We start from the raw sequence: 25,041 nt of genomic DNA, 5'->3' as shown, positions 1-25,041 counted from the left end.
CCTGTCGGCGCTATATTTTTCGCGTATTTGGGCTGCCGGTATTGGAGAAGCCGGACACTTCAAAATCAATCAAATTCTGGCTTGCACTGTCCAGATTCAGATCAACATCACCATGTACCGAACTGCTTATGGCTGGCAGAGGCACAGTGTCTGCACCGACTTCGTGGGTCGCAGGCGGATCGTAGGTGATGCCATCAGCATGGTTAGCGGTGGCGGTCGACACCGCCTTGGACGCACTGAATGGCGCCAGCAGCGAATCAGACAGCCCTTCTACGCGGCCAGCCACACCATGCAGCATCAGCAGATCACGATAGGCCTCCAGGTCAAAGTGCAGCTGCTGGTTGGCGTCCTTTGACTTGACCAGATAGCGCTCAATGACCTCCAAAGCGGCGGTAGTGTGCCACGCCTCGGTGATCTCTCTGCACACGTCGGGGTACTGATCCAGCCGGCTACCAGACTGGCTGAACGTGACGTACTCGGGAACCTCTCCGGTAAAAAGGATGTTGAATTCCTTGCGATACCGTTCAAACGCTTCCTTACGACTGAGCGTGTGCAGGATTTTCAGCAAATCGAGGTAGACAAGCGGGTTGGATTCTCCGCTGTCCTTGATATCGGCTTCCAGCAAATGAATGGCGTCTTCGTATTGCCCCAGAGTCATGAAGAAATCCGCTTGCTGACGCACATCCAGCAGCTCTTGGCTGTTGATTGCCCGCAAGGTGCCTGCCACACTGTGCGCAAAATCGCGTGCCCCCGGCTCGGCTTTGGGCTTATCGGTTGCCACCATGCCGGGTTGCGGCGGCAATGGTGGGAGATCGTTACGGGCCACCGGCGCAAACACTGACGGACCCATTTCTAGATCCACGTCAATGTCGATGTCAACTGAACTGACACGCTGCTGTGGTGCCTGTGCTGTGTAGGCCACTGTTTTTTCCGAATACGTCGGCTGCGCTTCTATCCTGGAGTGTGGACTGTCTACGGTATCGTGAACGGGGAGGTGCAAACCGGAGTCTTCGTGCGCACCGTGCACGCTGTCCGAGCCGCCGCTCCACCACGGATAAGGGTCTACATTCGCATCCCGCAGCCGCTTCCATGCCCAAGCAAGACCGGTCACCAGTGCCAGCAATAACAGAAGCAGTCCATAAACCAAAGGGTTGGCATAACGCTGCGCCTCGGCCTTTTCAAGCCGCCCACCCAATTCGAGTAGCTGCGCCTGGTTCTTGGCCGTTTGCTCGCGCAGGGACTTCAGGTCCACGTCCACCGCGTGCATACGCGTCTGCTCGTTCAAAACGTCTTGCGCCGTCGCGTTGAGTGCGCGCCAGGTAGCGATGGCCTCCGCCCGCTTTTGCAAATCTTCCTGCGGGGTGTTGAGCAACTCATTGCTCAACCGCAAAACCGGGTCCCGCTCTGTCAAATCAATAGCCGCCAGTTTCAGGCGCGGCTTCTTGACTGCACCAGGCGCGTGGGCCGACAAACTGTCTGACGAGCGCATGGCGTTGGCCGATACCCTGGTTTGCGCACGGGGCTTCTTCGCTGCTGTTGAGGTGTCAGTGCTTTGGGGAACAGAAGCGGGCTGCACCGGGCTGGCAGCCGTCGCCAGTGTGGCCACAGGCGCGGGATTGGTTGCCCGCACAGTTGGCGACGCCATGGGCGCCTGCACAACCGCCACAGGCTCGCTGGCCATATCGGCCAGAAGCACGTATTTGCGGGTCGTCTTCTGACCACAGCCCCCACGCAGATAGACGGTGACAACAGGCTCGTCGACGGCGGCATAGGAAGTCACTTTGACCGATAGCAGCTGCCCTGTCGAAGTTTCCGAGACATTGACTCGGACCCGCGATGCGTCTTGGCGGTTGTCACCGTAGTACACCTCCGCCTCGAAGCACTCTGCCGAAAGCGCTTCGTCTGGCGCGGATTGCACGGAGACAGACACCTCCAGTGGTTGACCGAGAAGCGCCGTACTGCGTGCTCGGCCCAATGTCAGGGCGTCACTTCCGGAGGCTGCGCAAAGCGCAACGACGCCCAGCGTCCAAAGTTTGATCGTCAAGCGGGGATTCATGTGTTGCGTTCATTTTCGCACACCATTTTGCGGTCTTTGCGCCTGATTACCGTCCAATCAGAGTCTGATTGGTCATTTCGGGAAAAACCGGGGAAGCTCGGCGCAACTCCCGCCGCGATAATTGCACCATGACAGCACACTTCACATCCATTGGCATAGTGGGCGCCGGGGCCATGGGCCGGGGCATCGCACAAATTGCCGCCCAAGCCGGTAGCCTGGTTACCGTGTACGACGCAAATCCCCTGGCCTTGCAGACCGCGCAAACGCAATTGCAACAGCAATGGCAGCGCCAGCTCGATAAAGAGCGCATCAGCGCCGACATGTTGCAAACCTATGTCGCACGCGTTCGCTACGTTAGCACTTTGCAAGAATTGGCTCCATGCGAACTGGTCATCGAGGCTGTGGTGGAAGACCTGCAGGCCAAGCGCAGCTTGTTTGCTGCGCTGGAAGATATCTTGCCCTCTGGCGCGGTACTCGCCAGCAACACGTCTTCCCTGTCGATCACGGCCCTGGCAGCCGGCATGCGACACCCCGAGCGGTTTGCCGGGTTTCATTTTTTCAATCCCGTGCCCGTCATGAAGGTGGTGGAAGTGATTGCCGGGTTGCACACCAGTACCGACACCACTGCGGCCTTGCACCAATACGCAAAGGACATGGGGCACAAGCCGGTACAGGCACAGGACACACCGGGCTTCATCGTCAACCACGCGGGGCGCGGTTACGGCACCGAGGCCCTGCGTCTGGTGTCAGAAGGAGTCGCCGACTTTGCTACGGTAGACCGCATCCTGCGTGAACACGCAGGCTTCAAGATTGGTCCGTTTGAATTGATGGACCTGACCGGACTCGATGTATCGCACCCGGTGATGGAGTCGATCTACCACCAGTACTACGAAGAAGCACGTTACCGCCCCAGCGTCATTACCGCGCAGCGTTTGGCGGGCGGGCTTACCGGACGCAAAGTGGGGCATGGTTTTTACCGATATGTCGACGGCGCAGCGCAGACCACCGCAGAGCCACCTGTGCCCGTGGTGGATGAGATGCCCCCCGTTTGGTTGTCGCCACGGGCTGCGCGCCGCGTTGAATTGTTGATGCTGCTGAAGAACCTGGGCGCAAAAATCGAAACCGGACAGTCTCCTTCCCCCATCGCACTGACACTGGTGGCACCGCTGGGCTTTGACGTCACCACCGTGGCCGTAGTCGAACGACTAGACCCCGCCCGCACTGTTGGCATCGACATGCTGATTGATGACGCCACGACCAAACGGCGCGTTCTGGCCACCAACCCCGCCACCCGCGCCGACATGCGCAATGCAGCCCATGCGCTGTTCGCACGAGACGGCAAGGCGGTCAGCGTGATCCGTGACAGCGGCGGCTTTGTGACCCAACGTGTAGTGGCCAACATCGTCAACATCGCCAGTGACATGTGCCAACAAGGCATTTGCACACCGATGGATCTCGAAACCGCAGTCACGCTGGGCTTGGGATATCCGTTGGGGCCATTGGCAATGGGAAACCTGTATGGTCCCACCAATGTGCTGGAAGTGTTGTTCAACATGCAAACCGTCTACGGCGACCAGCGCTACCGCCCCAGCCCTTGGCTGCGCAGGCGCGGCGCGATTGGTTTGAGTCTGCTGCACGAAGAAGACTAAACAGTTGGGGGCAGAACGTCCCTAGACGCGCAAGTGACAAACACTTGCGCGGGGGTGGGTCGCCGGAGTGACAATGCAAGGGTTAATCGCAACGCACCAAGTCACCCAAAAGACAGGCCATGGACGAACCCATTCTTAACATCGAAGAACGCGCCGCAATCAATGCGGGCCGCTGGTTTTCTTCACTCTCACCCTCCCTCAAACACGACATTCTGCGATGTGCCTACGTCAAACGCTACAAGGATGGCGACCTGATCACTGCGCGCGGCGAACCGCCAGAGGAGTGGATCGCCTGCGCCAAGGGCGCGGTACGCGTGAGCTCTACGTCGATCTCGGGCAAGCAGATCACACTGACCTATGTGGAACCAGGCATCTGGTTTGGCGATGTGTCGATCTTCGACGGCGATCGGCGCACGCACGATGCCTACGCGCACGGCGACAGCACCATCCTGTGCGTAGCCAAGGCCGACTTCAAGAAGATTCTTGCGTCGCACGTCGAGTTGTACGAAGCGCTGTTACGCCTGCATGCGCGCCGCATTCGTCAGCTCTACGGTTTGGTGGAAGACCTCAACACCCTGCCCTTGCGCGCCCGATTGGCCAAGCAATTGCTGCATCTGGTGCGCAGCTACGGAGTGCCTTCTTTGAGCGACGGCAGCGAGGTGCGCATTGGCTTGCATCTGGCACAAGAAGAGCTGGCCCAGTTGCTGGGCGCATCGCGCCAGCGTGTGAACCAGGAGCTCAAGTCCATGGAGCGTGAGGATGTCATCCGCATTGAGCCAGGTGGTTTGGTCATCCGCGACCGCGTTGCACTGATGCGCATCATTGAATCCGACAATTGAGCGAGCCCTATTCCCATGAGCGACTTTGACCACTTTGTTGGAACCCGCGCGGTCTCCGACAAGCATGCATTCGACACCACCGCACTGACCACCTGGTTGAAGCAGAACCTTCAGGGCTTTGAAGGCCCATTGAGCGTGGAGATGTTCAAGGGTGGCCAGTCCAACCCCACCTACAAACTGATCACGCCCAGCAAGAGTTACGTAATGCGCGCCAAGCCGGGGCCGGTCGCCAAGCTGCTGCCTTCTGCCCATGCGGTAGAGCGCGAATTTGCGGTGATGGGTGGCCTGCATGGAACTGGCGTTCCGGTGCCGCAGATGTACTGTCTGTGCGAAGACGAATCCATTATTGGCCGTGCTTTCTACGTGATGGAGTTCATGCAGGGCCGCGTGTTGTGGGATCAGGCTTTACCTGGCATGACACCTTCCGAACGCGGAGCCATCTACGACGAAATGAACCGCGTGATCTCGGCGCTGCATACCGTCAAGTTCGCCGAGCGCGGCCTCGCGGGCTATGGCAAGCCGGGCAATTATTTCGAGCGCCAGATTGGACGATGGAGCAAACAGTACGTTGCATCCATCACGCAGCCCATCCCTGAGATGGACAAACTGATGGAATGGCTGCCGCAGAACATCCCCGCGATGGCCCGGGATGACAGCATGGTGAGCGTAGTCCACGGTGACTACCGCCTCGACAACCTGATGTTTGATGCCGAGAGCCCCAAGGTCATTGCGATTCTGGACTGGGAGCTGTCAACGCTGGGTCACCCGCTGGCCGACTTTAGCTACCACTGCATGGCCTGGCATATCCCGCCCGGTTCGTTCCGTGGCATTGGCGGGCTGGACTTTGCGGCCTTGGGCATTCCCTCCGAGGACGAATACATCCGCAAATACTGCGACCGCACGGGCCTCGCCCGGCCTGAGCAACTTAAAGCGGACTGGAATTTCTACATGGCCTACAACATGTTCCGCATTGCGGCCATCCTGCAAGGCATTGCCAAGCGCGTGGAAGCCGGAACCGCGTCCAGCGCACAGGCCGTCAGCTCGGCATCGGGCGCAAGGCCCCTCGCACAGATGGCCTGGAAATTTGCGCAGCAAGCCTAAGCCCAACTCAACACGCAACACCTAAAACACCAACGGAGACCCCATGGACTTTGACTATTCCCCCAAGACCAAAGAGCTTCAGGCACGCCTGCAAAAGTTCATGGACGAGCACATCTACCCGGCGGAGAAGGCGTACCACGACGAGATCACAGCTAACACGGCTGCGGGCAAACGCTGGACACCGTTGCAAACGATTGAAAACCTCAAGCCCAAGGCGCAAGCCGCCGGTTTGTGGAACCTGTTCCTGCCAGTGGACAGCGCTGAAGCTTCTGGCTACCACGGTGCAGGCCTGACCAACCAGGAGTACGCGCCATTGGCCGAAATCATGGGCCGCGTCATGTGGTCCAGCGAGGTGTTCAACTGTTCGGCCCCCGACACAGGCAACATGGAGACCATCGCCCGCTACGGCTCTGAAGAGAACAAGGCGCGTTGGTTGAAGCCCCTGCTCGAAGGCAAGATCCGCTCCGCGTTTGCGATGACCGAACCCGATGTAGCCTCCAGCGATGCCACCAACATCGCCACCCGCATCGAGCGCCAGGGCGACGAGTACGTGATCAACGGCCGCAAGTGGTGGATCTCCGGTGCGGGCGACCCACGCTGCGCCATCTATATCACCATGGGCAAGACCGACCCGGAAGCGCCTCGCCACTCCCAGCAAAGCATGGTACTGGTGCCCGCCGACACCAAGGGCGTCACCGTCGTGCGCCCGCTCACCGTATTTGGCTACGACGATGCGCCACATGGACACATGGAGATGCTGTTCGAGAACGTGCGCGTGCCGGTGGATAACATCCTGCTGGGTGAAGGCCGCGGCTTCGAGATCGCGCAAGGTCGCCTTGGCCCCGGTCGCATCCACCATTGCATGCGCCTGATCGGCCTGGCTGAGCGTGCGCTGGAGCTGATGTGCAAACGCGCTTCCAGCCGCATAGCTTTTGGCAAAACAGTCGCCGCGCAAACCGTCACGCAAGAGCGCATCGCCGAAGCGCGCTGCAAGATCGACATGGCACGCCTGTTGACACTCAAGGCAGCCTGGATGATGGACATGGGCGGCAACAAGTTCGCCAAGAACGAGATTGCAATGATCAAAGTAGTGGCGCCGAGCATGGCATGCCAGGTGATCGACTGGGCGATGCAAGTGCACGGCGGGGGTGGTATGTCCGACGACTTCCCGCTGGCCTACAGCTACACCAGCGCGCGCACATTGCGCTTTGCCGATGGTCCGGATGAAGTGCACCGCAATGCCATTGCCAAGCTGGAACTGGGCAAGTACGCGGTCAATCCAAAAGAAGTGGAAATGCCGATTACACGTGGCTCTTGAGAAAAATCCGCTGCCACCTGGCTTGGGTGGCAGCGCTATTTGCTATTGAATTAATAGCTACTTACGCACTCCCGACGGGCGTCCGGCTCACTTATTGATATCAGTCTGCCCCGACCACAGCTCATTCAAATCTGCAAAATTCCATTTGGCCGGGTCTTCCCGGCTGGCTATTTTTTCGCCGTTGGTTACCCTGGATAAATCCACAACCACAGGGGTGATGCGCATATTGGATTTGGTAGAGAAGAACACTTTGACACAAGGCGTGGTCAGGGATTTGGTGGTTTGCTCCACCACCACGCCCAGACGCCCGGAACTCAGCATCACCAGCGAACCGATTGGATAAATACCCAAGCTCTTGACGAAGGCCTGGAACACTTTTCCATCAAAGTGGCCATTGGCCCATTCCGCCATCTTGCGCAGCGATTCCGCAGGGTCCCAACCCACCTTGTAAGGCCGGTTGGAGGTAATGGCGTCGTACACATCGCACACCGCACCCATCTTGGCAAACAGGCTGATTTCATCGGCCTTCAGGCCCTTGGGATAGCCAGAGCCGTCGGTCTTTTCATGGTGATGCAGACAGACATCCAACACCATGGGATCCACATCATCGCCCGTGAGCAATAGCTTGTAGCCCTCTTCCGGGTGCGACTTGATGATGGCGAACTCTGCATCTGTCAGCTTGCCCGGCTTGTTCAGGACCTCCATGGGCATCATGGCCTTTCCGAGATCGTGCATCAGGCCAGCAAGACCAGCGGAGCGCGTTTGCTCCTCTGTCAGTCCCAATTGCTTGGACAGCGCCACCATCATCGCGCAAACGGCCACTGAGTGCATATAGGTGTAATCGTCAGCGCTTTTGAGCCGAGCCAAACTGATCAACGCGCCCGGGTTGCGTACCACGGAGTCGTTGATCTCTTCGACCAGCTTGCGGGCGCCGCCGGTATCCACCGCCTTGCCCATACGCGCTTCTTCAAACATGGAGATCATGGCGCGCTTGGACTGGAAGCAAATCTTGGCAGCGCGCTCCAGCTCGTCCGCAGTAGTCGACGGAGCCACTTCACGCGTGGTTTCCATCACCTGTTGCAACTCAGCCTCAACCTGGGCCTCGGACTCCGCCTCGGAAACGGCCTTCTCCCCTTCTGCAACATCCTTGCCCTTGTCGCAATCGATCCAGACTTCCTTGATCGCGCTGGCGCGAATGGTCACGAGGTCCTTGGAGTCAGTGAGTACAAAACCGGTGCGCCAAAAAGGATGCTCCATCCAGGAGCCGCAAAACTCTTTGAGATGCATGCCCAGCGTCAACTGATCGACGTGGATTTTTTTCAGCATGTCCGCGGATTCAATGCAGATGGCGCGGCTTGCGTCCGCCACCATGCCCGCCACCACCGTGACCTCCGGTGCCACGCGGTGGCTTGCCAATCTCTAGCGAACTGACAAGCGCATCAAAACGCTGGGTAAACAGCTTGTCAATTTCGGCCACCACGCCGCCAAGCTCTGCACCATCGAAGTGACGCTCCATCAAATTGACGACGTCCTGCACCAGCAAATCGCGCTGTACTTGCATGATCGCCGCCGGCGTGGGGCCGACAAACAACATCATGAAATCGTCGCGCGACTCACCGCCGCTTGGGCCATCTTCCTCGTCGAATTCAGCGTCGTAGAAAGTAATCTCAATCGCTGCGCCACCGGCAGCCAGTTCGTTGAGGCTCATGCAGACTTCGTCCAGCGTATGTCTGAAGTCGTCATCGCCCGGCACGGTCCAGCACATCTGCAGAAGGTGGTCCTGGGCATCGAACTTGATGCCTGGCTCATCTTCGTAACTGCTGTTTGCACCGTCCGTCAGGGACTTGGCGCCAGCGTATTTCCACAGCGGCTTGAGTGCCTCCTGCAGTTGCTCGAATTTCACGTCGGCGCGCAACGGCACCTGGCCATGAACGTGGATCTCAAAGGGCGCGTTGTAACGTGGCATGGCTAAAGTGTAATGGTGCCCGAGACCGGAATCGAACCGGTACGCCCGTTATTCACGAAGCGGCGGATTTTAAGTCCGATGTGTCTACCTATTTCACCACTCGGGCACAGTTGTTCTATTGTGGAACAAAATTGCCCCGCCAAACGACTACGGTATGACAGCAGACTGCACATTGGTCCACTGTAGCGCTTTTGCAGGAACATTCCATGGAGAAGTCTGCCAAAGCGCCAGTGGATTATAGGTGGGCGTCAGCCCCCTGAAAGCAAGCTCAGGCGACGAACACGCGCCCCTTGCGCGGTGTTAGTACCAGGGTCTCACCTTCCTTGTAGGCGGCCTGCGAAAACTCATGGGCCGTGATGTGGGCCTCGATCACGCCGTCTTGCTGGGCCGCAGACCCATCCAGTGGCACCAGCTCAAGCCGGGCAATCGGCCCGACCACAATGGCGCGTACCAGTTTTGCAGCAATACCGCGCGGTTGCTGGTACCCCTGAACATTGCCCTCTTCACCGGACTTGTAGCGCCGGACCTCCAGATCGTGCGGGCGCACATACGCAAAGGCCTTGGCATCCTGCGCCTGGCTGTGTTCCGGGCTGGCCAGACGCACGCCGTGCTGATCTTCTCCAATATGCATTTCGCCTTCATGGGCACGCCCCTGGAACAGGTTCACATCGCCCAGGAAACCATACACAAACGGGCTCGCGGGATGATCCCAAACCTCTTGCGGCGAGCCAATCTGCTCCACATTGCCTGCATTCATCAGCACCACGCGGTCTGCTACTTCCAGCGCTTCTTCCTGGTCGTGCGTCACAAAGATACTGGTGACATGCAAATCATCATGCAGGCGGCGCAGCCAGCGGCGCAACTCCTTACGCACCTTGGCATCCAATGCGCCAAACGGTTCGTCCAGCAGCAGCACCTTGGGCTCCACCGCCAGCGCGCGGGCCAGCGCAATGCGCTGGCGCTGGCCGCCAGAGAGCTGGGCTGGGTAGCGATCCGCCAGCCAGTCCAATTGCACCAAACCCAGCAGATCCATCACCTTTTGCTTGATCACTGCTTCGGATGGACGCGTTGTGCGCGGCTTCATCCGCAGACCGAAGGCCACGTTGTCAAACACTGTCATGTGGCGGAACAGCGCGTAGTGCTGGAACACAAAGCCCACATTGCGCTCGCGCACATGCACGTCGGTGGTGTCTTCGCCGCTGAACAGGATATGGCCCCGGTCGGCAGTTTCCAGCCCAGCGATGATGCGCAAAAGCGTGGTCTTGCCGCAGCCGGATGGACCCAGCAGCGCAACGAGTTCGCCGGACTCAATATCCAGGCTCACATCGCGCAGCGCGTGGAAGTTGCCAAAGTCTTTGCTGACGTTGCGGATTGCAATACTCATACGATTCTTTCCATCTATCTCTCAAGCCAACGGACGCTCAGGCGGCAAACTAGCTGCAGCCTTCTGGTCGCGCTCAAACTGCCATTCCACAAACGACTTGATGACCAGCGTCACCAAAGCCAGTAGCGCCAGCAGTGAGGCCACAGCAAATGCCGCAACCGATTGGTATTCGTTGTACAAAATTTCCACGTGCAGCGGCATGGTGTTGGTCTGACCACGAATATGGCCGGACACCACGGACACCGCACCAAACTCGCCCATTGCGCGGGCATTACACAAGATGACGCCGTAAATCAAACCCCATTTGATATTGGGCAAAGTAACGTGCCAGAAGGTTTGCCAGCCATTGGCGCCGAGCACCATCGCAGCCTGCTCCTCATCAGTACCTTGTGCCTGCATCAGCGGAATCAGTTCACGGGCGATGAACGGGAAAGTCACAAAGATCGTGGCCAACACAATGCCTGGCACTGCAAATACGATCTTGATGTCATGCGCCTGTAACCAGGGGCCAAACCAGCCGTGGGCACCAAACATCAGCACATAAATCAAGCCCGCAACCACCGGCGACACCGAGAACGGCAGATCGACCAGCGTGGTCAGGAACGCCTTGCCGCGAAACTCATATTTGGCAATCGCCCAAGCGGCAGCGACACCAAACACCAGATTGAGCGGCACGGTGATCGCCGCAGTAATCAGCGTCAGACGAATCGCGCTCCAGGCATCAGGTTCTTTGAAGGCTTCAAAATAGGCGTCAACGCCTTTGCGCAATGCCTCGGTAAACACAGCAGCTAGCGGCAACACCAGAAACAGAAAAACAAAGCCCAAGGCCAACCCAATCAGCAACCACTTGACCCATGCAGGTTCGGTCGTGCCCGAACTAGCGCGGCGAGCGACTTGACCGGCGCTCATGTCTTGCCTCCGGAACGTCGGCGTTGCCAAGCCTGCAGGCCGTTGATAACCATCAACATGATGAAGGAAATGCCCAGCATCACCACGGCAACGGCTGTGGCTCCTGCATAGTCGTATTGCTCCAGCTTGCCAATGATGATCAGCGGTGTGATCTCCGACACCATGGGCATGTTGCCAGCAATGAAGATCACCGAGCCGTACTCACCAATAGCACGGGCGAAGGCCATCGCAAAACCGGTCAGCAACGCGGGCGCGATGGTTGGAAAAATAACGTAGCGGAAAGTCTGCCAGCGGCTGGCGCCTAGGCAGGTTGCCGCTTCTTCCAATTCTTTCTCAGCATCTTCCAGCACCGGCTGCACCGTGCGCACAACAAAAGGCAAGCCAATGAAGATCAGCGCAATCACGACGCCATTCGGGTTGAACGCCAGCTGAATGCCATAGGGTTCCAGAATACTGCCCACCCAGCCATTGCTGGCCAGCAAGGCGGTCAGCGAAATACCGGCGACAGCGGTCGGTAGTGCGAATGGCAGATCCACCAGCGCATCAACGATCTTCTTGCCAGGGAATTCATAGCGCACCAGCACCCAGGCCAACAGCAAACCGAAGAATGCGTTCACCAGTGCAGCCAGAAACGAAGCGCCAAACGTCAACCGGTAGGAGGCCATCACGCGCGGACTGGTGACGGCCACGACAAACTGGTCCCAGCTCAGCGTAAAGGTCTTGAAGAACAGCGCCGACAGCGGAATCAGCACAATCACGCTGAGATAAAACAGCGTAAAACCCAGCGTGATGTTGAAGCCGGGTAATACGCGGCGCGCGGCGCGCTTGCCGGGCTGTGCTGCCAGCCCGGGCGCCAAAACTGCAGCGGTCATTTACTTGACGGTGTAGAGCTTGTCGAACTGGCCGCCGTCGTTGAAGTGCACTTTTTGCGCTTCAGCAAACGAGCCAAAGTAGTCTTCTGCACGGAACAGGCTGATCGGCTTGAACACGTTGGCGTACTTTTTCAGAATGACCGGATTGATCGGGCGAATCGCATGCTGCGCAGCAATTTCCTGGCCTTCGTCGGAGTACAGGAAGTTCAGGTAGGCCTTGGCTGCATCGGCTGTGCCTTTCTTGGCCACTGTGCGCTCGACCACTGCCACAGGGTTCTCCGCGACGATAGAGACGCTGGGGTGAATCGCGTCCACCTTGTTGGCACCAAATTCGCGGTCCACCGACACCACTTCCGATTCAAACGTGATCAGCACATCGCCAATATTGCGTTGCAAAAAGATGGTCGTCGCATCACGCCCGCCCTTGGCAAGCACTGGGACATTCTTGTACAACTTGGCAACGAATTCTGCGGCTTGCGCGTCAGTGCCACCCTTCTTGCGCACCTGACCCCATGCCGCCAGATAGGCCAAACGGCCATTGCCGCCAGTCTTGGGGTTCACCACAATCACCTGCACTCCGGGCTTGATGAGGTCATCCCAGTCCTTGATGCCCTTGGGATTGCCGTTGCGCACCAGAAACAGCATCGTGGAGCTGGTCGGAGCAGCGTTGTTGGGGAATTTCTTGGTCCAGTCCTTGGCAACCGCGCCGGTGCTGGCTAAAAAATCGACATCGGTGGTGGTATTCATGGTCACCACATCCGCTTCCAGACCGTCATTGACTGCCCGCGCCTGGGCGCTGGAGCCGCCATGGGCCTGGTCGATTTTGATGTCCTTGCCGGTGGTTTTCTTGTAATTGGCGGCAAAAGCGACGTTAATGTCCTTGTAGAACTCGCGCGCCACGTCATAGGAGGCATTCAGCAATGTCGTCTGGGCTGCTACCAAATTGCTAGCTGTCAGCGCAAGTGCAGCAAGCGCCAGCGATGTTTTCTGTTTGAAATTCATGGTGATTTTCCGCGCGAGTGATACAGAAGTCTGTAAAGGTATGGATTTTGGACAAGTGGCGTTCAAACCACAACGAATTGTTTATTGTTTGTATATGCCGGTTCGCATCTAAACCAAGTTTTCAACTGAAAAGCTGCCCTCGCGCCGCATCGGTAATTGCGACCACACAAGGGTGGGTAATGCGCCGCTCCACCGACACCGCATAAAACTCCTCCACCAACTCATCGCTGCGCCCAATCACTTCCACGCCAAACTGGGCGACGGTTTCCGCTTCCATCACCGTAGGCGCCATGAAAACGCCGCGCCCTTCGCGACCAAACGCTGTCATCAACGCACCGTCATCAAACTCGCCAATCACCCGGGGGTGAATCTGGTGCCGGGTCAACCAGCCCTCCAGTTGCTGGCGGATAGAGGCCTGCGAGCCCTGAATCAGCATAGGCGCATCGTTCAGGCATTGGGGAAACTCACCCTTGAGCTTCTTGCGCAATTTGGGGACACAAAAGAAGCTCATGCTGGTATGCCCCAGCGCATGGTTGAACGCTTTGACGCTGATTCGCTTGGACATGGGCTCATCTGCGATCACCAAATCAACCCGGTTCAGCGCCAACTGCGCCAGCAGGTCGGGGAACTTGCCTTCGTGGCAAATCAAACGTACCGGCTCGGCCACATCCAGTGCGGGCTCCAGCAGTCGGTAGGCGATGGATTTGGTCACCGAGTCTGCCACTCCTACCTTGAAATCCAGAATTCGCTTGCCACCGTGGGCCTGGCGCACCGCGGTCTCCAACTCGGCACCCAGCGCAAAGATCTGATCCGCGTAACCCAGCGCCAACCGACCGTCCTCGGTCAGCTCCAGATTGCGCCCGTTCTTTTGGAACAACTGGCGGCCTAACCGCTCTTCCAGCAAATTGATCTGCCCCGACAGGGTTTGCGGCGTGGTGTGCAGCTGCTCGCCTGCGCGCATCACACCTCCAGCCTTGGCGGTCACCCAGAAATAGTACAAATGCTTGAAATTCATTGGTATTTCCTCAGGCAAATTTCTATCACTTCGATTTATACGAAGTAATTTTATAAAAAATACGAGTTTACACGAAGTATCGTTGTGCCTAAAGTCCCCAATGCACAAACACCTGTGCGCTTTAGGAGTAATTGCGATGCGATTGAGTACCCGTGGCAGATTTGCCATCACCGCCATGATCGAACTGACCTTGCGCGCCGATTCGGGTCCCGTCCCTTTGGCCGACATTGCCCTGCGACACCGTATTTCGCTGTCGTATCTGGAGCAGGTCTTCAGCAAACTGCGACAACACCAGTTGGTGTCGAGCACGCGCGGGCCAGGTGGCGGCTATACGCTGGGGCAGCAAGGTGGCTCCATCACCGTTGCCGACATCATCCGCGCGATCGAAGACGCTGAAGAAGTGCCTAGCGCCGCGGCCATCCTGGAGCGCGCGCCCAACACCCGCGACATGACACAGGACCTGTGGGATTCGCTGCACTCGACGATTGAGAACTATCTGCGCACGATCACGCTGGACAGCCTGGCGGCAGAACAGCGCGCCAAGGGCTACCAGCCAGAAGTGAAGAAACCTGCGCGCAAAGGCGTGTTCAAGTCGGTATCGTTGCAGCCACTGCGCCCCAACGCGCCGAACTCGGTGTTTGCACTCGCGCAAGCCTGGCCTGCGCGGAGCTGAAATCAGGCAATGACTGGTGCAGCCGAGCTAACCGGTTGCGCCAGCAGTGACTGCACGAGAGCCAGGCCCAACGGCCAGTTGCCGTAGCCTGACTCCACATTGATGTGCCCTGCGTTTTGCAGGCGCACAAATTCGCTGCCCCAGGCCCGCGCATAAGCACCCGCCGTACGAACCGGGCAATAAGGATCATTGTTGCTGGCGACGACGATACTGGAGTATGGCAAGCGCTGGTAAGGCACTGGTGCAAAGTCGGCCAACACACCACGGCGCTCCGGGTCTGCCGGTGCGGCTAGCAGGGCCCCCTGAATGCGCTCGGCCGCTTCCGGCGGCAAATGGGTCGTCGCAATACAACCCAAACTGTGCGCCGCAATCACCACGGGGCCATCCTGTTCAAGAATCGTGCGCGTAATCGCGCCGACCCATGCGGCGCGCGTCGGTGATATCCAGTCATCCTGGTTCACGCGCACCGCACCCGGCAGCTGGTCGGCCCAAAGGCTTTGCCAGTGGCCGGGACCTGAATCGCGCCAGCCGGGAATGATGACAAGAGTGGCCATGGGTATGCGTAAAAACGCCAACTGTTGAACGAAGGCGGATTGTGCGTAGCACCGTTGCAAACTCCAACGACTAAGTTTCCATTTGTTTATGGCATTAAGTGCATAAACAAAATGGCCTCTCACGCGCTCAAGACGTGCGTAGCAAGCTATACAAACGATAGCATTCACTTGGCACCAGTCATTCACATGCGATGTCTTGCGCATAAGCAAAGCAGAAAAACTTCGTTCCCTTTACTGCACCGCAACAATACATTCAGGGCTCACGTTTTACGAAGCTCCACCATGACGCGCGTCCTCACGCTACCCGATTCTCAAAATCAAATTCTGTCCATCCGCGCCAAGGCTCTGGTGTTCCATGACCCTGCATCCCAGGCTCTGCTGGCGCAGGCGGACAGGATCGCGGCGACCGATGCGACGGTTCTGATCATTGGCGAAACCGGCACCGGCAAGGAACTGATTGCCCGGCATGTGCACACCCAAAGCGGACGCACTGGGCCTTTTGTCGCGGTGAACTGCGGCGCCTTCAGCGAGAACCTGGTGGAAGCGGAATTGTTTGGTCATGAATCAGGCGCCTACACCGGTGCTACCGGTGCGCGCGCGGGCTGGTTTGAAGCGGCCAACCACGGCACGCTCTTCCTCGATGAAGTGGGTGATTTGCCACTGTCCATGCAGGTCAAGCTGTTGCGCGTCTTGCAGGAGCGCCAGGTGGTGCGCCTGGGGTCACGTCGCCCGATTGATGTCGATGTGCGGCTAGTGGCTGCTACCAACGTGAAGCTGGAGCAAGCCGTGGCAGCGGGCCACTTCCGCTCCGATCTGTATTACCGGCTCAACGTGGCGGTACTGCCATTGGCGCCGTTAGCGCAACGACCTGGTGACATCATCGCTTTGGCCGAGCATTTCATGGGTGTCTACAGCCGCAGGCTGGAGTTGCGGGGTGTTCGGTTGGGTGACGATGCACGCGCCGCGCTGTTGCAATACAGCTGGCCTGGCAATATCCGCGAGCTGGAGAACGTCATCCATTACGCGCTGATCGTGAACAGCTCCGGCACCGTTAATGCCAGCGACTTGCGGCTGCGCGGTGTGCATGTACACGATGCGCCCGCCACATCCCCAACGCCAATCGCCCTGCCCGCGTCACCAACGGGCAACGCCGTAGATCGTCTGGCCGATGTGCTCGGTGGGCTCTATGAAGAAGGCGGTACAGACTTGTATGCGCGCATCGAACGTGTACTGATCCACACTGCTTACGCCTACTGCCACCGTAACCAGGTGCACACTGCCGATTTGTTGGGCATCTCGCGCAATGTCTTGCGCACCCAGCTCAAACGCTTTGGCCTGCTGGAAGGTGGCCGAGCCATTGCAGACACCTGGACTCCCGAAACATCGCATTCCAGCCGCGAAGCACAAACCGTCTAACAACCCTCCGCTCTCAGGGCGGAGGTGTCGCAAACCTACTGCGCGCTGGTCAGCACCGCGACCTTGGTGATTCCGGAGCGCTCGACCAATGCCATCACCTTGGCGACGCTGCCGTAGTTCACCGCTTCGTCTGAACTCAGGTGAACCGCCGTATCTGGGTAGCTGTCATGCAAGGCCTGCAAACGCTTACCCAGCTCGGGCAACGCCAGTGCTTCACGATCGAGGTAGGCTTGGCCTTGTGCATCCACGCTGACCGAAATCGGCTTGCGCGGCTCCGGCGCCTGGGTTGCCACTGTCTTCGGCAAATTCACCTTGATGGCGTTGTTCAGCAGTGGTGCGGTGACGATCAGTGCGACCACCAAAACCAGCATCACATCCACCAGAGGCGTGATGTTGATCTCGGAGACGACGTCGTCGCTGCTGCTTGTTGAAAATGACATGTGTATTCCTTCCGCGAGTTAATTCGCTGCTCAGGCAGGCTGCGTACCCAGAGGCAAACTTTCGCGAGGTGCACTGACAACTGCACCCACTGTTGCTGGACGCTCGGTGGCTACGGCAACAACCGGCTTGCCACGCGGAATGCGAAAGCCACTCTTGCGCGACAGCGAAATCAGATCAGCGCCCAAGTCATCCAGATCATGGTTGACCACTTTCAGGCGGCGCAAAAAGAAGTTGTAGGCCAACACGGCAGGCACTGCGACCGCAATCCCTACACCCGTCGCCACAAGCGCTTCACCAATGGGCCCGGCCACCACTTCCAGGCTGGCAGAGCCTGCTTTGCCGATATCGGTTAGCGCGTGCATGATGCCCCACACCGTGCCAAAAAGACCCACGAATGGCGCGGTATTGCCAATACTGGCCAGCACCGCCAGACCGCTTTCCAAAGCCCCGCGTTCCTTGTGAATTTGCTGGCGCAAGGCGCGCTCCAGCAGGTCTTGCCTGTCACCGGTGTGCTCCAGATCACCGGCAACATCGGTCGCATCGTCACGCAACACTTGCAAACCTGCTGCACTCAAGCGCGCGGCTGGCCCCTGGTGGCTGGCTGACAAATCTGCTGCGGCCTGCAAGTTGGCAGCCGCCCAGAAGGCTTTGGTAAAGCGGCGGTTTTGGCCCGCGTGCCGGATGTGCTGGACGGCCTTGATCAGGATCAGCGTCCAGGTTGCGACCGAGAAGCCGACCAATGTCCAGAGTGTGGCCGGGACGATAAGTTCGGTGGAGATTGCCATGAATTTTTCCTTGAAGTAAATGAAATCGAATGCGTGGAGGAATCAGGACAACTTGAATTCGATGGGCACTTGCGTCCAGCCATCGATGGGCGTGGCACCGCGCTTCGCGGGGGTAAACACCCAGCCACGCACTGCCGTCAGTGCTGCGTCATCCAGAATGGCTTTGCCACTGCTGTCCTTCACTTCTGCGTTGCCCACGCGGCCATTGGCCAGCACATGCACGCGCAGAATCACACGCCCCTGCAGACCCAGACGCTGCGCGGCTTTGGGATAGGTCGGCGGCGGATTGTTCAGATAGGCCGCGGCACCATTGGCTTCGGTGATGGGTTCCTCCACGCGGGCGGGAGGAGCCGGTGGCGCGGGTGGGGCAGCAACCACCGGACCAGTGCCTGGTGTGGCGGTCAAGTTCTCCGGAACCGTCAGCGTATTGGGCTGAGGCGCTTCTGCCACCGGGGTGCGCAGTGCGGGCGGGGGTGTGGCTGTTTTGGGTTGCACCACCGGCTTGGGTGGCTCGGGCAAAATTTCAGGTGGACGAATCAGCTCTATCTCTTGTGCCGCTTTGACTACTGGCTCCTGCGGTGCGCGGTTCAGCACGCCCCAAGCCAGCGCGCCATGCAGCGCAGCGACCAAGAGCAACAAGGCGAACGTTTCACGCTGGCGTGACGTTTGCGGCGTGCTTTTCAAAGGTGCAAGTTGGGCCAAGGGCACAGCAAGCACCTTGGCCGGTAGCAGGCGCAAAGCAGTGCGGGGTGTGGGCACAGGTGCGCGAAGTGCGCCGCCTGGAAATGCATGGGATGTGGCAGTTGCAGTGGTCATGGTGTGGGCCCTTCTTCAACAGAATGAACATCTCTGTTTGCAAACGGCGTGCCATGCAAAACCACGCGTAATCGTCCCATTTCCGATGAATTCGGCGTCCTGCTGACCGTTGAGCAACAGATGCGGCGCTCGGGCTGTTGCCCAACCAACAGCGCACCAACAAACAGAGCCCAGAGAACCTGGTTTCAAGGGACTTCAGGCGCTAAAAAGCTGGCCTGCAATTTGCGCACTAGGATGGCACTGCGCCCTACTCGCCAGTACCCTTCCAACGATACTCAGGAGCCTTTGATGACACGACTTACAGCCCACGATTTCCAGCCCGAAGTACTGCAACTGTTCGACCGCTACGTCCATGGCGATCTCAGTCGACGCGGGTTTCTGGAAGCTGCCACCCGTTTTGCAGGCTCTACTGCCGCCGCGGTAGGACTTCTCACCGCGTTGAGCCCACAATTTGCAGAGGCCCAAGTAGTTGCTCCGAACGACCCACGCATCCAGACCCGCAAGCAGAGCTTCGCATCGCCCGATGGCAATGGGCAGGTCAGTGGTTATCTGGCGCAGCCTGCCAACGCCAGGGGCAAGCTCCCGGTGGTGTTGGTTGTGCACGAAAACCGCGGCCTCAATCCGCACATCGAGGACATCGCAAGACGCCTGGCACTGGACGGATTCCTCGCCTTCGCGCCGGATGCGCTGGCCCCATTGGGTGGCTACCCTGGTGACGAAGACAAGGCCCGCGCGCTGTTTCCCCAACTGGACGCAACCAAGACACGTGCAGATTTTGTAGCTGCCACGCGCGCGCTCTTGGCGCTCCCCCAAGGCAATGGCCGGGTCGGTGTGGTCGGGTTTTGCTACGGCGGTGGCATTGCCAACTACCTCGCAACCCAAGTGCCGGAGCTGGCTGCCGCTGTACCGTTCTATGGACAGCAGCCGGCACCCACAGAAGTACCCAAAATCAAGGCGCCGCTCCTGATCCATTACGCGGGTATCGATGAGCGACTCAATACCGGATGGCCCGCCTACGAAGCTGCGCTGAAAGCCGCTGGCACACGCTATGAGGTCTTCATCTACCCCGGGGTGCAGCACGGCTTTAACAACGACACCACACCGCGCTATGACGCAGAAACCGCCAAACTGGCCTGGCAACGTACGGTGGCGTTTTTCAAGACCCAGTTGGCGGCCTGAACAACGAGAAGGAGGGACAGGCGCTGCCCCTCCTTCTCTAAATTTTTGGCTTGCTGCTCGGTGAAGCGGGCCAGCCAGGCACCACCTGATTGGGGTACCAGTAGGTTGAATGGCAGTGCTCGCAAGCAGCATCCAGTTTGGCCCCCAGCTGGATCAAGGCAGGTACGTCACGCTTGTTGACAGCCACCAGCACCTCCTGGGCAGCAACCTGAAGCGTCTTGGCCGCAGCCTTGAACTGGGCCGGGTCTTTGGCGATAGCCGCCGCAATGCCGGCTTCGTTCAGGTAAGTCTCGTGCGTGTCTTCAATCTTCACGCCATCGCGCACCACTGAAATGCCGTCGGTTTGCAAAAGACCAGCACCTGCAATGATGCGCAACGAGTGCAGGCGCAACTCGTTCCACTCTTCGTCGGTGCGCGGTTGTTTGACCTCCTCCCCCTTCTTCGTCACCGTGGTGGACACAGAGTCCCACACGGCATCTGCAGACGGATCCACCAATGCCTGCATGGCGTCTTGTATGGCTGTAGCCGGCACAACGGGTGAAGCCGAAGCCTGCGTCGTCGAACCTGCAGGCTGGCAGGCACTGAGCGTCAGCCCAAGAGAAGCAATCACCAGAAGGGATAAGTAAGGGTATTTCGTAGTCATTGTTGAATCCAGAGATAAATCAAATAAAGCCAATCGCACGTCCGGCCAGGCCCACGCTGAACCACAGCGCCAGGGACGCAACGGCGCCGCTGCGCGCCCAACCGTTAGGCTGGGGTTGCCGCACCAGATAGCGCACCCAACCCAACTGCACAGCCAGTGCAGCCAGTAACAATGCGAACTTGAGTTGGAGGGCCGGATGACTTGCATACGTGTTCGCATTCGATGCAAACATCACAAAGCCGCTAGTACCTGCTGCAATCAGGCCCACCCAAAAGAAGGGGCGCGCGAACTGGGTCACTTCCTGAACACTTTGTTGCGTCAAGCCCCAACCCAACAACCGGAAGGCCACGATCAACACCGCAGTCAGCAGAGATACCAATCCGAGGATGTGGACGAACTGGAAAATGGCGCCCACCAGCACGCCGTGGTGCGTCATGATTTGACCGATAGGCCCGGCCTGCAGCGCAGCGAGAAAATTCATGGTCGTCTTTCAGGCGAGGTAAGGAATCAGGCGACCGGTCAGTACGACCAGCAGCCACAGACTGAGTGATGCAAACGCCGCAAGGCGCGCCTGGTCGGGAACCCGCACCGCCTCGCCCCACTCAATAGCGCGCGGCGCAATCCGGGTTTCGAATACTGCGGCATTGATCAGCGCGAGCAGCATCAGCACGGACTTTGCAATGAAGGCCGTGTTGGTAATGATGCGGCCGGCCTCCGACCAAAACAACAGTCCACCGGTGATGAAAGTGATTGCAAAGCCCACAAACACCCAGCGCCGCAATTGGTTCAGAACGTCGGCTGCAGGGACCTTGTGCAGCACCAGACCCAGCAAGCGTAAATCTGCAATTGCCAGCAGGCCAAACGACAAGGCCAGACCCAGCAGATGCAAACCTTCCAGCAACGGAAATGCGATGGTGGACTCGGCAATCGCTACACCGATGGCGCTGTCCTCAATGGCCTGCGCCAGCGTGATGATGGTAGGCATCTGCACGCTCCCGTGCTATTGGGCCTGGGCCGCAGGTGCAGCGCTGGCGACCTTGGGTGGTGGTGGTGCAATCTTGCTCAACGTGCCGCCCTGCGCCTCATAGTCCTGCGCGCCGATGGCGCCTGCTACCTTGAAACCCTTGGAAGCCAGAAAATCAGCCGCCTTCAGCGCGCGCGCCGCGTGATTGGACACGGTCACGATAGCGCGATCGCGGGGAACGTAGGCAAGATTCTTTTCCAGTTCCTTGCTTTGGATACTCAGATACACCGGAAAGCCGCCGATGGAAGTAAGTTCGTCCGGGCGGCGCACATCCAGAATGACGACCTGATCGGGCTTGGACAGCAACGCGTCGACGTCGATGCGGGTGAGCTTCGGAGATTTGGCGGTGGCTGCAGCAGTGGGTGCCGCTGCTTGTGCCCAGGCCACGTGTGCAGCGCCTGTCAAAGTCAGTGCGAGGATGCTGAGTCGAATGATGTTCATGGAAGTTCCTTGGTAGTGAAAAAGATGCGATGGGTTAAAGCTTGGCGCTGACCTTCACGCCAATCCAGCGTGGATTGGTAGGCACATAGCTGGTGGCAGTGGGCGAAGTCTTGCTGCTGCTATCCAGCGCGTTCTTGAGCAAGAGCGTGATGTCGAACGAGCTGTCGGTTTTGCCGTAACCCAGGCCCAAATCCAATGTGCCGTAAGCAGGCACCCAGGAGTACATGGACTGTCCTACGGTGCTGTTGAAGCCGTCTTTCCAGTTCCAGTTGAAATCCGCGTGGGTCTTGTGGGTCTGGTTCAGTGGCAGCGTGAACTGGCCACTCAGGTTGTAGGACCATTTGGGCGCATTGGGTAACGTGTAGCCGTTAGCGTCAAACACGTTGGGCGTCACGTTGCCGTTTTCTTCCGGGCCCGCCAGAAACACGCTCTTGCTGTAGCGCGCCTCGTTGTAGGCGCCTGAGAAGCGCAGGCTGATGTTGCGCAAGCCGGTGTAGTTGGCGTCCAGCTCCAGGCCCTTGATCGTGACTTGCGGCAGATTGCCTGTCACGGAGGTGTAAGTCGGCGGATTGGTCAGTGGCTTGGAGGTGTCCTCGACGTTGATGGCGGTCTGGAAGTCGTTGAGATACTGCAGATACACGTCCGCGTTGACCACCAGCGTCTTGTCTTTGTTGCTGGAGCGCAGGCCCAACTCAAAGGCATTAGTCGTTTCGGCGCGCACGCTGGTCGCTTCTGCCACCGTCCCCAGTTGGGCAATGCCAGGCTTGCCGCCACGCTGGTAGGAACCATAGAAGGACAGGTTCTCATCCTTGCGGTAAGTCAGGCTCAGCACGCCGGTGGGGATAGTGTCCTGGAAGGGTGTTGCGTCCACCAATGGCCCGTCGGTACCGCGCTGCGCTGCGCGAAGGGCTTTGGCGGTGGCGACTTGCAGGCGTTGTGCCGCTGTCAACGCGCTGTATGCCACGCCGAAATAGCGCAGCGCGACCCGGTCTGCAATCGCTTGTTGGGCTGCGGTATTGGTGGTCAAGGCACCCGTTGCGTTGGAGTTGAAACCATTGGCGGTGCCAGGATTCAGATCCGCACCAAAGCCCTCCTCCGTCACCTGGTTCGCAACGCTGGTGCGGCGGTCTTCTTTGGTCAGCCGCACCCCCGCGCCCAGAGTCAGCGGCAGGTTGATGGCCTTATCCAGCTGCCAGTCCACCTTGCCGTAGATGGCGGTCGAGATGTTGTCGGTCAGCGTCAGGGTTTGCTTGCGCAGCCTGTCGATCGAGTCTTTCAGCAATGCGCGGCCTGGCGCCGTCAAAGCGGAGGTCGCCAGCGGGTCCAGAATCAGGTACTGCGCTTGGGTCGCAAACCAGGCACCTGCGTCGCTGCCATAGCGTGCGCGGCTGGCAGCATCCGATGCCGTGTGGCCGTAGTAGAAACCAGTGACGTAATCCACCGTACCACCGGGTTTGGAGGCCAGCTTGAACTCCTGGCTAAGTTGGTCGTAATGCACAAACAGTCCGCCGTTTTTGCTGATATCAAACGGCGTGCCTTCGTCATTGGTGGCCTGAAAGAAGTTGTTGCGCCAGGCCGTGGTGGACGTGATCACCTGCGTGTCGCGCGTCCATGTCAAATTGGCAGAGAAGCCCTTGTTGCCGTTCAGAATTCCCTTGTTCTGGTCTTCGTTGATCGGCGTATTCAGGTAGTCGGCATAGGTATAGCTGCCCGCCTGCTGAAAGTAGCTGCGGCCCAGTTTGGTTGCAACACCGTTGCTGCTGACGTCGTTGTAATTGGCGCCGTTGGCGTAGTACGGTGTGGGGTAGGCATTGCGATACGACAGACCATTCACAAACTCGATGCCCTTGGGCTTGGAGTCCACGCTGATCAACGCCTCGAAATCAGGCGTAGGCGTCAGCAGGAACTGCAGACGTGCGTAGGTGCGGTCAGTGTTGCCGTAAGAGGAACGGTCTTCCATGTCCTTGTAGGCATTCAGATAGGCGCCTTCCTGCTGGTTGCGATAGAAGGTTCCGCGCCAGGCCAGCAGTCCGGGAACCACAGGGCCACCGATGGCGCCTTGGGTCAGCAATGCATTGCGTTGCCCCAAGGTAACCGAGGCACTGGCTTCCGGAAAAAATGTGGGGCGGCGTGTTTTGAAATTGACCGTGCCCATCGTCGTTGCGCGGCCACCATCAAAACCCTGCGGCCCGCGATTGACTTCGACCGACTCGATATCCACATAGTCCGAACCGCTGGCCAACGCCACGTAGGCATAGGGCACGTTGTCGACCGTCACACCCAGACTGGGGTCAATACTCTCGGAAGAGCCGGCACTGATACCGCGAATGGACAAACTTCCAGTCTTGGGGTTTCCATAGTTCCATTGCACGTTGCCCACGCGCTTGAGGATTTCGGTGAAGTCCTTCGCGCCCAAACGCTCCAGCTCGTCACCATCCACCACGGAGACCGACTTGGGCACATCTTTCAAAGCCTCCAGCGGGCTGGCAATGCGTTCGGCATTGACTACGACTGCACCCAGCCGCGATTCCTCCGCAGGTTTTTCAGATAGTGTTTTCGCCGCGGTCGGCGTGGGAGTGGCTGCCAAGGTCCCGCCGGTCTGCTGCAGCAATTTTTCGTACGCAGATTTCCACTTGGCAACTTCGGCCTCCAATTCGGCCGTGGATTTGTCTGCCGCCTGCACAGGGCTTAGACCTACTGCGCCCCAAACCGCAAGGGCGACCGCATGTGGAAGGAACTTCTTCAGATAGCGCGTACGTGGATCTAAAACACTGGCACTGGATCTTGTCGTCGTGGCAGATATCGCCAACGTACTCTTCGTCATGGTTGCTGCTTTCTTATGGATGAAAAATGATCTAAATCAGCAACGTCCATGCCATATATATGCATATGCAATTTCGATGATTTTCAGAGGAGAAAACACCTGAAATGACCGGTTTCAGCTATGACTTCATTGCT

General features: G+C 58.5%; 24 protein-coding genes and 1 tRNA gene. 7 read left to right on the top strand and 18 right to left on the bottom strand.

Annotated elements, in window-relative coordinates; all coding sequences use genetic code 11:
- Nucleotides 1-10: 10 nt before the first annotated feature.
- Nucleotides 11-2,044, bottom strand: a complete 2,034-nt coding sequence (locus AC1DV6_RS11750) for a type IV pilus assembly protein FimV (protein ID WP_477977648.1) — start codon at nt 2,042-2,044, stop codon at nt 11-13.
- A 140-nt stretch (nt 2,045-2,184) separates the two neighbouring features.
- Between AC1DV6_RS11750 and AC1DV6_RS11745 the strand changes: the two genes are divergently transcribed.
- From AC1DV6_RS11745 to AC1DV6_RS11730, 4 genes are all read left to right on the top strand, one after another.
- Entirely contained in the window at nt 2,185-3,705 is a 1,521-nt protein-coding gene (locus AC1DV6_RS11745; RefSeq protein WP_477977647.1) for a 3-hydroxyacyl-CoA dehydrogenase, read from the top strand.
- Between the two features lie 119 nt (nt 3,706-3,824).
- A complete protein-coding gene (locus AC1DV6_RS11740; RefSeq protein ID WP_477977646.1) occupies nt 3,825-4,544 on the top strand; it encodes a Crp/Fnr family transcriptional regulator in 720 nt (239 codons plus the stop codon).
- Nucleotides 4,545-4,559: 15 nt separating this feature from the next.
- On the top strand, nt 4,560-5,645 hold the full coding sequence (locus AC1DV6_RS11735; RefSeq protein WP_477977645.1) for a phosphotransferase family protein: 1,086 nt from the start codon (nt 4,560-4,562) through the stop codon (nt 5,643-5,645).
- Nucleotides 5,646-5,688: 43 nt separating this feature from the next.
- Entirely contained in the window at nt 5,689-6,963 is a 1,275-nt protein-coding gene (locus AC1DV6_RS11730) for an acyl-CoA dehydrogenase family protein (RefSeq protein WP_477977644.1), read from the top strand.
- An 87-nt stretch (nt 6,964-7,050) separates the two neighbouring features.
- Here AC1DV6_RS11730 and AC1DV6_RS11725 read toward each other — a convergent pair whose 3' ends face one another.
- From AC1DV6_RS11725 to nhaR, 8 genes are all read right to left on the bottom strand, one after another.
- Nucleotides 7,051-8,289, bottom strand: a complete 1,239-nt coding sequence (locus tag AC1DV6_RS11725; RefSeq protein ID WP_477977689.1) for an HD-GYP domain-containing protein — start codon at nt 8,287-8,289, stop codon at nt 7,051-7,053.
- 10 nt (nt 8,290-8,299) lie between these two features.
- Entirely contained in the window at nt 8,300-8,929 is a 630-nt protein-coding gene (locus tag AC1DV6_RS11720; RefSeq protein WP_477977643.1) for a DUF6806 family protein, read from the bottom strand.
- 13 nt (nt 8,930-8,942) lie between these two features.
- Nucleotides 8,943-9,035 (bottom strand) — tRNA-Leu (locus AC1DV6_RS11715).
- Between the two features lie 162 nt (nt 9,036-9,197).
- Nucleotides 9,198-10,313: a sulfate/molybdate ABC transporter ATP-binding protein gene (locus AC1DV6_RS11710; RefSeq protein WP_477977642.1), complete on the bottom strand. Its 1,116-nt coding sequence runs from the start codon at nt 10,311-10,313 to the stop codon at nt 9,198-9,200.
- Nucleotides 10,314-10,334: 21 nt separating this feature from the next.
- The gene (gene cysW / locus AC1DV6_RS11705) at nt 10,335-11,222 is read right to left on the bottom strand and encodes a sulfate ABC transporter permease subunit CysW (protein WP_477977641.1); all 888 of its coding nucleotides are present in this window, start codon (nt 11,220-11,222) and stop codon (nt 10,335-10,337) included.
- A complete protein-coding gene (gene cysT, locus AC1DV6_RS11700; RefSeq protein WP_477977640.1) occupies nt 11,219-12,094 on the bottom strand; it encodes a sulfate ABC transporter permease subunit CysT in 876 nt (291 codons plus the stop codon). Before cysT ends, cysW begins: the two co-directional genes overlap by 4 nt.
- Nucleotides 12,095-13,096, bottom strand: a complete 1,002-nt coding sequence (locus AC1DV6_RS11695; protein WP_477977639.1) for a sulfate ABC transporter substrate-binding protein — start codon at nt 13,094-13,096, stop codon at nt 12,095-12,097. It lies immediately after the preceding gene.
- Between the two features lie 121 nt (nt 13,097-13,217).
- Entirely contained in the window at nt 13,218-14,111 is an 894-nt protein-coding gene (gene nhaR / locus AC1DV6_RS11690; protein ID WP_477977638.1) for a transcriptional activator NhaR, read from the bottom strand.
- A gap of 136 nt (nt 14,112-14,247) precedes the next feature.
- On the opposite strand from nhaR, the gene AC1DV6_RS11685 reads away from it, so the two are divergent.
- Nucleotides 14,248-14,784, top strand: a complete 537-nt coding sequence (locus tag AC1DV6_RS11685; protein WP_477977637.1) for an Rrf2 family transcriptional regulator — start codon at nt 14,248-14,250, stop codon at nt 14,782-14,784.
- A 2-nt stretch (nt 14,785-14,786) separates the two neighbouring features.
- On the opposite strand, the gene AC1DV6_RS11680 is transcribed toward AC1DV6_RS11685, so the two are convergent.
- Nucleotides 14,787-15,338, bottom strand: a complete 552-nt coding sequence (locus AC1DV6_RS11680) for an RBBP9/YdeN family alpha/beta hydrolase (protein WP_477977636.1) — start codon at nt 15,336-15,338, stop codon at nt 14,787-14,789.
- Nucleotides 15,339-15,620: 282 nt separating this feature from the next.
- Here AC1DV6_RS11680 and AC1DV6_RS11675 point away from each other — a divergent pair, with 282 nt between their 5' ends.
- Nucleotides 15,621-16,754, top strand: coding sequence for a sigma-54 interaction domain-containing protein (locus AC1DV6_RS11675; RefSeq protein ID WP_477977635.1), 1,134 nt, complete (start codon nt 15,621-15,623; stop codon nt 16,752-16,754).
- A 35-nt stretch (nt 16,755-16,789) separates the two neighbouring features.
- Here the strand turns inward: AC1DV6_RS11675 and AC1DV6_RS11670 are convergent, their stop codons facing one another.
- Genes AC1DV6_RS11670 through AC1DV6_RS11660 form a run of 3 tightly spaced genes read right to left on the bottom strand, consistent with a single transcriptional unit; the run spans nt 16,790 to nt 18,796 of the window.
- Nucleotides 16,790-17,194 (bottom strand): ExbD/TolR family protein, encoded by a 405-nt coding sequence (locus AC1DV6_RS11670; protein WP_477977634.1) that lies wholly within the window; start codon nt 17,192-17,194, stop codon nt 16,790-16,792.
- Between the two features lie 30 nt (nt 17,195-17,224).
- A complete protein-coding gene (locus AC1DV6_RS11665) occupies nt 17,225-17,980 on the bottom strand; it encodes a MotA/TolQ/ExbB proton channel family protein (RefSeq protein WP_477977633.1) in 756 nt (251 codons plus the stop codon).
- Nucleotides 17,981-18,022: 42 nt separating this feature from the next.
- Nucleotides 18,023-18,796: an energy transducer TonB gene (locus AC1DV6_RS11660; RefSeq protein WP_477977632.1), complete on the bottom strand. Its 774-nt coding sequence runs from the start codon at nt 18,794-18,796 to the stop codon at nt 18,023-18,025.
- A 288-nt stretch (nt 18,797-19,084) separates the two neighbouring features.
- Here AC1DV6_RS11660 and AC1DV6_RS11655 point away from each other — a divergent pair, with 288 nt between their 5' ends.
- Nucleotides 19,085-19,975: a dienelactone hydrolase family protein gene (locus AC1DV6_RS11655; RefSeq protein ID WP_477977631.1), complete on the top strand. Its 891-nt coding sequence runs from the start codon at nt 19,085-19,087 to the stop codon at nt 19,973-19,975.
- Between the two features lie 37 nt (nt 19,976-20,012).
- Here the strand turns inward: AC1DV6_RS11655 and AC1DV6_RS11650 are convergent, their stop codons facing one another.
- Genes AC1DV6_RS11650 through AC1DV6_RS11630 form a run of 5 tightly spaced genes read right to left on the bottom strand, consistent with a single transcriptional unit; the run spans nt 20,013 to nt 24,907 of the window.
- Complete coding sequence (locus AC1DV6_RS11650; protein WP_477977630.1) at nt 20,013-20,618, bottom strand: hypothetical protein; 606 nt, start codon at nt 20,616-20,618, stop codon at nt 20,013-20,015.
- A 19-nt stretch (nt 20,619-20,637) separates the two neighbouring features.
- Nucleotides 20,638-21,099 (bottom strand): DUF6644 family protein, encoded by a 462-nt coding sequence (locus tag AC1DV6_RS11645; protein WP_477977629.1) that lies wholly within the window; start codon nt 21,097-21,099, stop codon nt 20,638-20,640.
- A 9-nt stretch (nt 21,100-21,108) separates the two neighbouring features.
- Nucleotides 21,109-21,603 carry a DUF6644 family protein gene (locus AC1DV6_RS11640; protein ID WP_477977628.1) on the bottom strand — a complete coding sequence of 165 codons (495 nt, stop codon included), beginning with the start codon at nt 21,601-21,603 and terminating at the stop codon, nt 21,109-21,111.
- A 15-nt stretch (nt 21,604-21,618) separates the two neighbouring features.
- Nucleotides 21,619-22,083, bottom strand: a complete 465-nt coding sequence (locus tag AC1DV6_RS11635) for a rhodanese-like domain-containing protein (RefSeq protein WP_477977627.1) — start codon at nt 22,081-22,083, stop codon at nt 21,619-21,621.
- Between the two features lie 34 nt (nt 22,084-22,117).
- Nucleotides 22,118-24,907 carry a TonB-dependent receptor gene (locus AC1DV6_RS11630; RefSeq protein WP_477977626.1) on the bottom strand — a complete coding sequence of 930 codons (2,790 nt, stop codon included), beginning with the start codon at nt 24,905-24,907 and terminating at the stop codon, nt 22,118-22,120.
- Nucleotides 24,908-25,041 lie beyond the last annotated feature (134 nt).

It is taken from the genome of Rhodoferax sp. P2_H8_2 (assembly GCF_056403235.1).
This window is presented reverse-complemented; position numbering and strand designations above follow the sequence as displayed.

Excerpts from the sequence above, each read along its gene's own strand:
- cysW (WP_477977641.1), bottom strand. The coding sequence starts at position 11,222 with ATGAGCGCCGGTCAAGTCGCTCGCCGCGCTAGTTCGGGCACGACCGAA.
- AC1DV6_RS11640 (WP_477977628.1), bottom strand. The coding sequence starts at position 21,603 with ATGCCTACCATCATCACGCTGGCGCAGGCCATTGAGGACAGCGCCATC.
- AC1DV6_RS11725 (WP_477977689.1), bottom strand. The coding sequence starts at position 8,289 with ATGCTGAAAAAAATCCACGTCGATCAGTTGACGCTGGGCATGCATCTC.
- AC1DV6_RS11670 (WP_477977634.1), bottom strand. The coding sequence starts at position 17,194 with ATGTCATTTTCAACAAGCAGCAGCGACGACGTCGTCTCCGAGATCAAC.
- AC1DV6_RS11710 (WP_477977642.1), bottom strand. The coding sequence starts at position 10,313 with ATGAGTATTGCAATCCGCAACGTCAGCAAAGACTTTGGCAACTTCCAC.
- cysT (WP_477977640.1), bottom strand. The coding sequence starts at position 12,094 with ATGACCGCTGCAGTTTTGGCGCCCGGGCTGGCAGCACAGCCCGGCAAG.
- AC1DV6_RS11635 (WP_477977627.1), bottom strand. The coding sequence starts at position 22,083 with ATGAACATCATTCGACTCAGCATCCTCGCACTGACTTTGACAGGCGCT.
- AC1DV6_RS11685 (WP_477977637.1), top strand. The coding sequence starts at position 14,248 with ATGCGATTGAGTACCCGTGGCAGATTTGCCATCACCGCCATGATCGAA.
- AC1DV6_RS11680 (WP_477977636.1), bottom strand. The coding sequence starts at position 15,338 with ATGGCCACTCTTGTCATCATTCCCGGCTGGCGCGATTCAGGTCCCGGC.
- AC1DV6_RS11675 (WP_477977635.1), top strand. The coding sequence starts at position 15,621 with ATGACGCGCGTCCTCACGCTACCCGATTCTCAAAATCAAATTCTGTCC.
- nhaR (WP_477977638.1), bottom strand. The coding sequence starts at position 14,111 with ATGAATTTCAAGCATTTGTACTATTTCTGGGTGACCGCCAAGGCTGGA.
- AC1DV6_RS11695 (WP_477977639.1), bottom strand. The coding sequence starts at position 13,096 with ATGAATTTCAAACAGAAAACATCGCTGGCGCTTGCTGCACTTGCGCTG.
- AC1DV6_RS11665 (WP_477977633.1), bottom strand. The coding sequence starts at position 17,980 with ATGGCAATCTCCACCGAACTTATCGTCCCGGCCACACTCTGGACATTG.
- AC1DV6_RS11630 (WP_477977626.1), bottom strand. The coding sequence starts at position 24,907 with ATGACGAAGAGTACGTTGGCGATATCTGCCACGACGACAAGATCCAGT.
- AC1DV6_RS11730 (WP_477977644.1), top strand. The coding sequence starts at position 5,689 with ATGGACTTTGACTATTCCCCCAAGACCAAAGAGCTTCAGGCACGCCTG.
- AC1DV6_RS11740 (WP_477977646.1), top strand. The coding sequence starts at position 3,825 with ATGGACGAACCCATTCTTAACATCGAAGAACGCGCCGCAATCAATGCG.
- AC1DV6_RS11735 (WP_477977645.1), top strand. The coding sequence starts at position 4,560 with ATGAGCGACTTTGACCACTTTGTTGGAACCCGCGCGGTCTCCGACAAG.
- AC1DV6_RS11655 (WP_477977631.1), top strand. The coding sequence starts at position 19,085 with ATGACACGACTTACAGCCCACGATTTCCAGCCCGAAGTACTGCAACTG.
- AC1DV6_RS11745 (WP_477977647.1), top strand. The coding sequence starts at position 2,185 with ATGACAGCACACTTCACATCCATTGGCATAGTGGGCGCCGGGGCCATG.
- AC1DV6_RS11650 (WP_477977630.1), bottom strand. The coding sequence starts at position 20,618 with ATGACTACGAAATACCCTTACTTATCCCTTCTGGTGATTGCTTCTCTT.
- AC1DV6_RS11645 (WP_477977629.1), bottom strand. The coding sequence starts at position 21,099 with ATGAATTTTCTCGCTGCGCTGCAGGCCGGGCCTATCGGTCAAATCATG.
- AC1DV6_RS11720 (WP_477977643.1), bottom strand. The coding sequence starts at position 8,929 with ATGCCACGTTACAACGCGCCCTTTGAGATCCACGTTCATGGCCAGGTG.
- AC1DV6_RS11660 (WP_477977632.1), bottom strand. The coding sequence starts at position 18,796 with ATGACCACTGCAACTGCCACATCCCATGCATTTCCAGGCGGCGCACTT.